At 45.2% G+C, this 7,797-nt stretch carries 8 protein-coding genes; 1 reads left to right on the top strand and 7 read right to left on the bottom strand.

Annotated features, from left to right (window positions below):
* From AMS66_RS33390 to AMS66_RS03230, 3 genes are all read right to left on the bottom strand, one after another.
* A partial coding sequence (locus AMS66_RS33390; protein ID WP_236703137.1) for a phosphoenolpyruvate hydrolase family protein occupies positions 1 to 750 on the bottom strand: 750 nt, incomplete at its 3' end.
* A 161-nt stretch (positions 751 to 911) separates the two neighbouring features.
* On the bottom strand, positions 912 to 1,652 hold the full coding sequence (map, locus tag AMS66_RS03235; RefSeq protein WP_053779420.1) for a type I methionyl aminopeptidase: 741 nt from the start codon (positions 1,650 to 1,652) through the stop codon (positions 912 to 914).
* A gap of 252 nt (positions 1,653 to 1,904) precedes the next feature.
* Complete coding sequence (locus AMS66_RS03230; RefSeq protein ID WP_236703135.1) at positions 1,905 to 2,306, bottom strand: TetR/AcrR family transcriptional regulator; 402 nt, start codon at positions 2,304 to 2,306, stop codon at positions 1,905 to 1,907.
* Between the two features lie 412 nt (positions 2,307 to 2,718).
* Here AMS66_RS03230 and AMS66_RS03225 point away from each other — a divergent pair, with 412 nt between their 5' ends.
* On the top strand, positions 2,719 to 3,576 hold the full coding sequence (locus tag AMS66_RS03225; RefSeq protein ID WP_053779418.1) for an SDR family oxidoreductase: 858 nt from the start codon (positions 2,719 to 2,721) through the stop codon (positions 3,574 to 3,576).
* Positions 3,577 to 3,659: 83 nt separating this feature from the next.
* Here the strand turns inward: AMS66_RS03225 and AMS66_RS03220 are convergent, their stop codons facing one another.
* The 4 genes from AMS66_RS03220 to AMS66_RS03205 are packed head-to-tail and all read right to left on the bottom strand — an operon-like array spanning position 3,660 to position 7,796.
* A complete protein-coding gene (locus AMS66_RS03220; protein WP_053779417.1) occupies positions 3,660 to 4,970 on the bottom strand; it encodes an ABC transporter substrate-binding protein in 1,311 nt (436 codons plus the stop codon).
* A gap of 24 nt (positions 4,971 to 4,994) precedes the next feature.
* The gene (locus tag AMS66_RS03215) at positions 4,995 to 5,819 is read right to left on the bottom strand and encodes a carbohydrate ABC transporter permease (protein WP_053779416.1); all 825 of its coding nucleotides are present in this window, start codon (positions 5,817 to 5,819) and stop codon (positions 4,995 to 4,997) included.
* A gap of 19 nt (positions 5,820 to 5,838) precedes the next feature.
* On the bottom strand, positions 5,839 to 6,711 hold the full coding sequence (locus tag AMS66_RS03210) for a carbohydrate ABC transporter permease (protein WP_053779415.1): 873 nt from the start codon (positions 6,709 to 6,711) through the stop codon (positions 5,839 to 5,841).
* Positions 6,708 to 7,796 (bottom strand): ABC transporter ATP-binding protein, encoded by a 1,089-nt coding sequence (locus AMS66_RS03205; protein WP_053779414.1) that lies wholly within the window; start codon positions 7,794 to 7,796, stop codon positions 6,708 to 6,710. The genes AMS66_RS03210 and AMS66_RS03205 overlap by 4 nt, the downstream gene beginning before the upstream one ends.
* Between the last annotated feature and the right edge of the window lies 1 nt (position 7,797).

Genomic DNA, 7,797 nt, shown 5'->3' with positions numbered 1-7,797 from the left:
CCCGCCAATATAGCCCATAATGTCTGTATTGTTGCTATACATGTACTGGACATCGACTGGCGTCTTGACCGGACCCCCGTAAATCATCTTGATCACATCCGGCTTAAGCTGGTTGCAGGCATCAAAAATACGCAACGCCTTTGATTTGGCCGCCTCTAAGGATACAACCTTCCGTGCGCCCAATAATCCGCCTTCCGTCAGGCCGAGATGAGCACAGATTACATCTGCCCCCGCCTCAATCATTTGGGCCGCCTGAAGTTCATCAAATACAAACGCCACCGTAAACAACTCCTGTCGATGAGCCAGGCGTATGGCCTCAACCTCTATGTCATAGCTGATCCCGTCTTCCTCCAGAGCCTCCCTGAACAGCCCGTCCATTAAGCCGACTGTAGGGTAGTTATTGACCCCCGAAAAGCCTCTTTCCTTGATTTCCTTAATGTAATCAGCCACTACTATAGTTGGATCATTCGCATTCAGTCCAAAGAGTACGGGAGAATGCCTCACCAGCGGCACAATTTCTCTTGACGCAAAATCCATCACCATATCATTACTGTTGCAAAACGGTAAAAAGCCCGCCAGAGAGCTTCTCCCCATCTGGCGAAACCTGCCGGAGTTCAGCATTAATATAAAGTCCGCTCCGCTCTGAGCTGCATACTTGGCTGTAATCCCTGTGCCTGTCGAGACACCGATGATGTGATTACCTTCGCGCAGCTCTGATTGAAGACGCTCCAGTATGACTGTTCTGTTCAAGCCCCATCCGCTCCTCATCACAATTTAACAACTGTAGTTTTGTCCCTCGACATTATTATTGTACCTTAAAGTTATGAAGCAATTGGTTAAGCGGAATCAAAAAAGCCGATCTCCCAGTTGGGAAATCGACCTGAAAAGAAGCTCTCATTCAATTCATTTCATTAAAGTGTGACAATAATCGGACCATTTTTAGTCAGGATAATCGTATGCTCCAATTGAGCTACATAGCTTTTTTCTGTAGCAAAGGTCCAATTGTCTTCTTTTTGGAATACTTCTTCTTCTAGGGTAGAGATAAATGGTTCGAAGGCAATAACCATGCCTTCCTTTAATAATTCATCATCCGAAGTATCGTTATAATTATAAATATGGTTAGGTGCTTCGTGTATATTACGTCCAACACCATGTCCTGTAAGGTTTTTAATAACCGTTAATTCATGCTGTCTAGCTGTTTGGAATACGGCTTTCCCAATTCCACTTTTTTTGGAACCGGGTTTTGCTTTTTTAAGGCCGGCTTCAAATGCTTGTTTAACGACATCACATATTTTCGTTAACACTTCTTCTCCTTCGCCTACTACAAACGAAATTCCTGTATCTGCGAAATAGCTGTTCTTGGAGCCAGAAACATCTATATTTACCAGATCTCCTTCATGAATAACCCGTTGCCCTGGAATACCATGTGCCACTTCTTCATTAACACTAATACAAGTAAAGCCAGGAAAATTATATTCACTTTTGGGAGCTGAAACTGCGCCTTCTTTCTCAAAAAGCTCCCCAGCTATATCATCAAGCTCCTTCGTCGTTATGCCAGGAATGGTTCTTTGCACCAACTCATCTCGAATTAAGGCAACAATTCTGCCAATTTCCTTCAAACCATTAAAGTCTTCTTCTGTTTTTGCAATCATTTTTCCTACCTCACTATCTTTAATCGTCAATTAACTGTATAAGCTGAAACACACATTAGATAATCATATCTAAAGGGGCAAAGCTTCGCAACTTTTTTTAAATCGTCGGTGCGTTAATGAAATGCCCTGTATATCCCCTTTACTTTTTAGTTATGAAAAGACGTTTTTCGTGGTGTTGTTCCTATAAGTATGCTTTTTGAAACATTAGGTGACTACATCGACGGGATCAAAGCATTCAAAAAATGCTTGTCTTTAACGGGTTGTGCTCTCCCAATAAGGGGCCAAATTGAACGATAAAACCTCAATGACTTCTTCAAACATCGTTTCGAATGAGCGATCCTGAGGGTTCCGGCTCCACTGCAATGCCGATCCGAATATGCCCCAACTGATAACGAGTGCAATGGCTTCCCATTTTTCTTGCGAAAAGTCCTTTGTCTGCACTTCATTTATTCGTTTAAGCAGGAGTCGATGAAGATCCTGATGCATGGCATTTTCAAACATGGCTTCAAACTGCTTGTCTCCTGGCGTACTACATTGTTTAAACTGCAAAAGAAAATCGAATATGGTTTGCATAAGGATTCGCAAATTGCCCTCATTACATCTTGCTTCTTCCGGCAGTCTCTCCCTTATCGTCATTTGGAATTTTTCCGTCATCCAATATTCTAGAAAGTCATATTTATCCTGAAAGTGCGCATAAAATGTTGTCCGATTTACGATTGCTTGATTCGTGATATCGTGCACAGAAATGGAATATACGTTTCTCTTTTTCCTAATCAGATCGTTAAAAGCCTGGACGAACAATTGACGGGTTCTTTTAACACGCGGATCCTGAGGATTAACCGACATTTCACGACCCCTTTCTCTTGAACTCCACTAACAGACAAAAGGACAACAATGTTGGGAACACAACAAAAACAGCTTTTTGCAGGTTGTTCGCACAACTCAATCCTTTTATCTTTTGATTATGCGACTTATTCAACACGCACTTATACGATTATGATTGCACAAACAAAATCGTATAACAACTAACTTTTTTTGATTGGAAAACGAAAGGATGAGTGTAGAAATGATTGTTGTTACAGGAGCGAACGGAAAATTAGGTCGGAAAATCGTAGAGCAACTTCTCAAGCGTATTCCTGCCAGGGATATTGGTGTAAGTGTCCGTGATGTGAACGCGGCTCAGGATTTAAAAGAACGCGGAGTTCGTGTTCGGCAAGGACATTTCGATAATTCTGAAAGTCTCCTTCACACCTTTGAGGAAGCATCTCAAGTTCTCCTCATCTCCTCCCACTCCTTGGGAGAAGTGGCTGTTCGTCAGCATCAAGCCGCAATTGACTCGGCAAAGAAAGCCGGGGTTCGTCGACTGCTGTATACTAGTCAAATGTTTTCATCAGCAACGTCGCATTTTTCTCCCATGAACGTTCATGCTGCTACAGAAGAGTTACTAAAATCTTCCGGAATGGCTTACACGTCGCTGCGAAACGGCTTCTATGCCGCATCAGCGATAATGTGGATGGGTGACGCCTTGAAAACAGGGGAATTGATTGCTCCGGAAGATGGTTCTGTTGCCTGGACAACCCATTCCGACTTGGCTGAAGCCACAGCAGCAATCCTGACAGAACAGAGATATGAAGGTATAACTCCTAACCTTACGGCTTCCGAAGCGATTGATATGGATAGAATCGCTTCGGTTGCTTCCAAGGTTTTGGATCGACCGATTCGGCGAATTGTCGTGTCCGATGATGAATATCGGAACCATTTGATATCACGTGGACTTCCGGAACCAATGGTCGGCATGCTTACGGGAATGTTTCAGGCAAGTCGACAGGGAGATTTCTCGCATACCCATCCCGCTTTGGAAAACCTGATTGGCAGATCCCCAGTGAATTTTACGGATTTCTTTAAAAGTTCAATTTCTCAATAATACGTTTTCTCGTTTTATGACCAAATCAAAGAGCCAAGCGGCACATATGCCGCCTAGCTCTTTGGTCATTTCAAATCATAACTTTACTTAATCAGCAAGGCATCGGCCTTCTTCGCTGCTTCAGCTACAGCTGCCTCTGCCGAAACGGAAGAATCAACAACCGCACGAAGAATCTCATTTTTGATCATCTCACCAATCTCTGGATACACCTTCTGCATTGGACGTGGACCGGCATATTCCAGTTGGTCAACCGCCACCTTGAACAGCGGCTTTTCCTCATAAAGCTTCTTCATTTCATCGCTCTCCACTGCACTGATGCGGCTAGGCAAATATCCGGTAAAGGAGCTTGCATAAATCGTTTGCTCTTTGGCAGTCATCCACTTGATGAACTTCCATGCTGCCTCCTGCTTTTCTGGAGACAGGCCAGAAGTCATAACCAGATTGGCACCGCCTGTCGGCACCCCATACGTATCATTCGCTGGCATATATGTCGTTCCCAACTCAAAGCCTTGATCTTCTGCAACCTTCATATTGTTTGTCAGGTCCGCAGTCGAGGAGAACAGCATCGCTGAACGCTGATTGTGGAAATCCGTTTTCGCTTGTGTACCGGCATCATCCGTCGTACCAATGCTCATAATGCCTTCTTCCTTCATTTTCAGCCACAGCTTCACAGGCTCAATTCCGGTTTCATTATTGAACGCCGCGCTTTTTCCATCTTCACTGATCATCGTTCCTCCACTCTGTCTCACAAAAGCCTCATAGAACCAAATATCAACAGGCATTGAGATGCCGTAACGCTGATCCTTGATCGTTAGCTTGTGGGCATAATCTTCAAATTCCGCCCAATTCTTGGGTCCATCTGGATCAAGTCCTGCCTCCTTCAGCATCGTGCGATTAAAGTACAGGATCGGTGTGCTGCGTAAATAAGGGAGAGCATACAGTTTATCATTCACATAGGAATTCCCCATTAGCCCTTGAATAAAATCATCCATATCAAGCTGATCCTTCTCAACAAAAGAAGTCAACTCCTGCGTCATGCCCGATTCGGCAAACACACCGACTGAAGCAATTTCATTTTGCCATACTTCAGGGGCATTGCCGGCTGCGAAAGCAGCCTGTGCTTTAGAGTGCTGATCTGCATAACTCCCCTGATATTCTGCCTTCACAATCACTTCATCTTGGGAATCGTTAAACATTTTGACCAAGTTCTCATTGTTCTCGGCAATTTTGTCTCCCCATGAGTACCAATATGTAATCTCTATGGGTTTGTTGGCCGCGCCATTCGAGCTACCGGAAGCAGCATTATCGGTTGAACCAGCGGAGTTGGAATCACCGCAAGCAGTTACAGTAAGCGCAAGCGTTGCCGCTAACAAAATAGATGCAAATTTTTTCATGGATAAATCCTCCTATTAAATTAATTATTTTACACCCGAATAGACAAATGCCTTAATAATTTGACGTTGTCCAAATAAGAAAACAATAAGAATTGGAACGACCAAAATCATGTTTCCAGCCATCAAAATGTGCCAGGCTGCTCCTCCGTCCACCTCGCGCAGCTTAGAGATCCCAATCGGAAGTGTTCTTGCAGCATCGGAGGTTGTCATTACGAGCGGCCAGAAGTAATCATTCCAGTGTGCAATGAAGCTGAACAATGCAAAGGTGACCAACGTTGGACGGGCCATCGGCACCATAATTTTGAGAATGATTTTCCATTCCGGGGTTTGGTCAAGCCGTGCCGCTTCAATAAGCTCTTCCTGTACTTGCTTGAATGACTGCCTGAGCATGAATATGCCAAAGGCGCTGGAAGAGAAGGGCAGAATGAGTGCCAGCAAATTATTAATGAGTCCCCACTTGCTCATCAACAAATACACAGGTAGGAAAATGAGTTGACCAGGAATCATCAGGGTCACCATCGTTATCCCGAATAACAGCTTGTCTCCTTTGAAGGAGTATCTTGCAAAAGCATAGGCTGCCAATATAATGGTCGTGAATTGAAGAATAAGTATACTGACCGATACAACAACGCTATTCAGTAGATATTTCAAAAAAGGCCCTGATTCCCACGCCGCTTGGAAATTGCTCCACATCACCTTGGAGGGAATCCACTTGGGTGGAAAGATCACCGTCTCCGGGTAAGACTTCAATGATGTTGAAATCATCCATAGAAAAGGGATTGCAAATATCGCAACCAAAACGATTGTGGCAGTAATATTCAGGATACGCAGCAATGACTTCCTTGCCATGACATTTCCCTTCTCCTCTCTATTGGTAGTGAACCTTGCGGCTCAGCAACTTGAAGTAGACTAGCGTAAGCAAACCAACGACAACGAGCAGGATTGCTCCCGCTGCCGAAGCGTAACCAATCTTGAAGTAGCGGAATCCGTACTCGTAGATGTAAAAGACGAGTGTGTTGGTTGAATTGATTGGACCCCCGTTGGTCATAATGGCAATGGTCTCAAACACCTGGAATGAACTGATCAAATTAATGATGATTAAGAAAAACAGGGTCGGTGAAAGCATGGGCAGCGTAATCTTGTAGAACTTCCGCCACCAATTGGCCTCGTCCAGAGCTGAAGCCTCATACACATCCTTCGGAATGCTTTGCAGACCAGCAATGAAGATAAGAGCGTTGTAGCCCACGCCTTTCCAGACCGAAACGAGCACAAGCGACAGTAATGAACTGTCAGGACTGCTCAGCCATGTCTGCTTGGGCAAGCCAACCATGTCCAGCAAAGCGTTAAGCAGACCGAATTTTGGATCCATTAGCCACATCCACACTAGAGAAACAGATACAAGTGAAACAATATGTGGACTGAATAGTGCTCCCTGAACAAACCCGTACCATGCCCCTTCCCGATTCAGCCAAATCGCAAGCAGAAGCGAAATCACAATGGATAAGGATACGGAAAGAAGCGTATAGTTCAAGGAGTTGCTCAGCACCTGAAGAAACTCATTATCCTTAAACAGCTCGACAAAGTTGTTGAAGCCCACGAATTCCTTAACCGGATTAATAAAATCCCAGTTGTAAAAACTCAAGAAGATCATATAAAAGATCGGATAGATGAAAAAAATGGAGAACACTACGATGGAGGGAGCCACCATTGCATAGGGACGAAGCCTGGACCAAACGGTCATGAATAGTTCCCTCCCAGGACAATAAGCTCTCCAACTTCGGCTCGCTCATGCTGGCGGGCGCGCACACCACCCCGGTCAAAATAGTACAGGTCCTGCATAGACACGGAGATGTATACCTCGGAGGCTGACTCCAACGGCTTCAAAAAACTCTTCACGGAGACAAGGCCAAGCACGGATTCCAGTTGATAGATGATCTCTGCTCCCAGTGTCTCGCGTGTCAGGATACGGGCCGGGAACTGCAAATGTCCGGGCTGCTGCCTGTTCTCAGTCGTCATCGTTGTCTTCTCCGGACGGAAGCCAAGCTGCCCAATTTCGTCATGAAGCTGCCCATTTAGAAAAGGCAGGATACGTTCACGATCAATTACATTCATCGGTGGTGTGCCGATAAACTGGGCTGTGAAAACATTATCCGGATCATCGTAGATTTTCATTGGACTATCTGCTTGTTGAATACGTCCTTTATTCATGATGACAATACGATCTCCCATCGACATGGCCTCAACCTGGTCGTGAGTAACAAAGACAAAGGTTGCGCCTAGCCGTTTGTGAAGCTGAATTAACTCCGTTCGCATCTGATGGCGAAGCTTCGCATCCAGATTGGACAATGGCTCGTCCATCAGGAAGACCCCTGGATTCTTAACCATGGCCCGTGCCAAGGCAACCCGCTGACGCTGACCTCCGGACAGAGCCTGCGGTTTCTTGTGCAAATACTCGGCTAGGCCGACGACCTCGGTGATCTCCTTAACGAGACGCTCTCGCTCCGTTCGAGGCACCTTGCGGTTCACTAAGCCGAATTCGATGTTTTCCTTGACCGTCATCATTGGATATAATGCGTAGTTTTGAAATACCATGGCGATATTGCGCTTGCCCGGCTCCACTCCATTGACACAATGGTCTCCAATCCAAATTTCACCGCCTGACTCCTTATCAAGTCCTGCGATCATGCGGAGTGTCGTTGATTTTCCACAGCCGGACGGGCCAACCAATACCGTAAATGAACCATCCTCAATGGTCAGATCGAGACCCTCGATGACTTTATCCTGCTTGAAGCTTTTTTCAATCTGCTTCAGTACAATTTGTGCCATG

Origin of the sequence: Paenibacillus xylanivorans (assembly GCF_001280595.1) — a bacterium.
GTDB lineage: Bacteria > Bacillota > Bacilli > Paenibacillales > Paenibacillaceae > Paenibacillus > Paenibacillus xylanivorans.
The sequence above is the reverse complement of the archived record's forward strand: the minus strand, read 5'-3'. Positions and strand labels throughout refer to the sequence as shown.

Excerpts from the sequence above, each read along its gene's own strand:
- map (WP_053779420.1), bottom strand. The coding sequence starts at position 1,652 with ATGATTGCAAAAACAGAAGAAGACTTTAATGGTTTGAAGGAAATTGGC.
- AMS66_RS03230 (WP_236703135.1), bottom strand. The coding sequence starts at position 2,306 with ATGACGGAAAAATTCCAAATGACGATAAGGGAGAGACTGCCGGAAGAA.
- AMS66_RS03225 (WP_053779418.1), top strand. The coding sequence starts at position 2,719 with ATGATTGTTGTTACAGGAGCGAACGGAAAATTAGGTCGGAAAATCGTA.
- AMS66_RS03220 (WP_053779417.1), bottom strand. The coding sequence starts at position 4,970 with ATGAAAAAATTTGCATCTATTTTGTTAGCGGCAACGCTTGCGCTTACT.
- AMS66_RS03215 (WP_053779416.1), bottom strand. The coding sequence starts at position 5,819 with ATGGCAAGGAAGTCATTGCTGCGTATCCTGAATATTACTGCCACAATC.
- AMS66_RS03210 (WP_053779415.1), bottom strand. The coding sequence starts at position 6,711 with ATGACCGTTTGGTCCAGGCTTCGTCCCTATGCAATGGTGGCTCCCTCC.
- AMS66_RS03205 (WP_053779414.1), bottom strand. The coding sequence starts at position 7,796 with ATGGCACAAATTGTACTGAAGCAGATTGAAAAAAGCTTCAAGCAGGAT.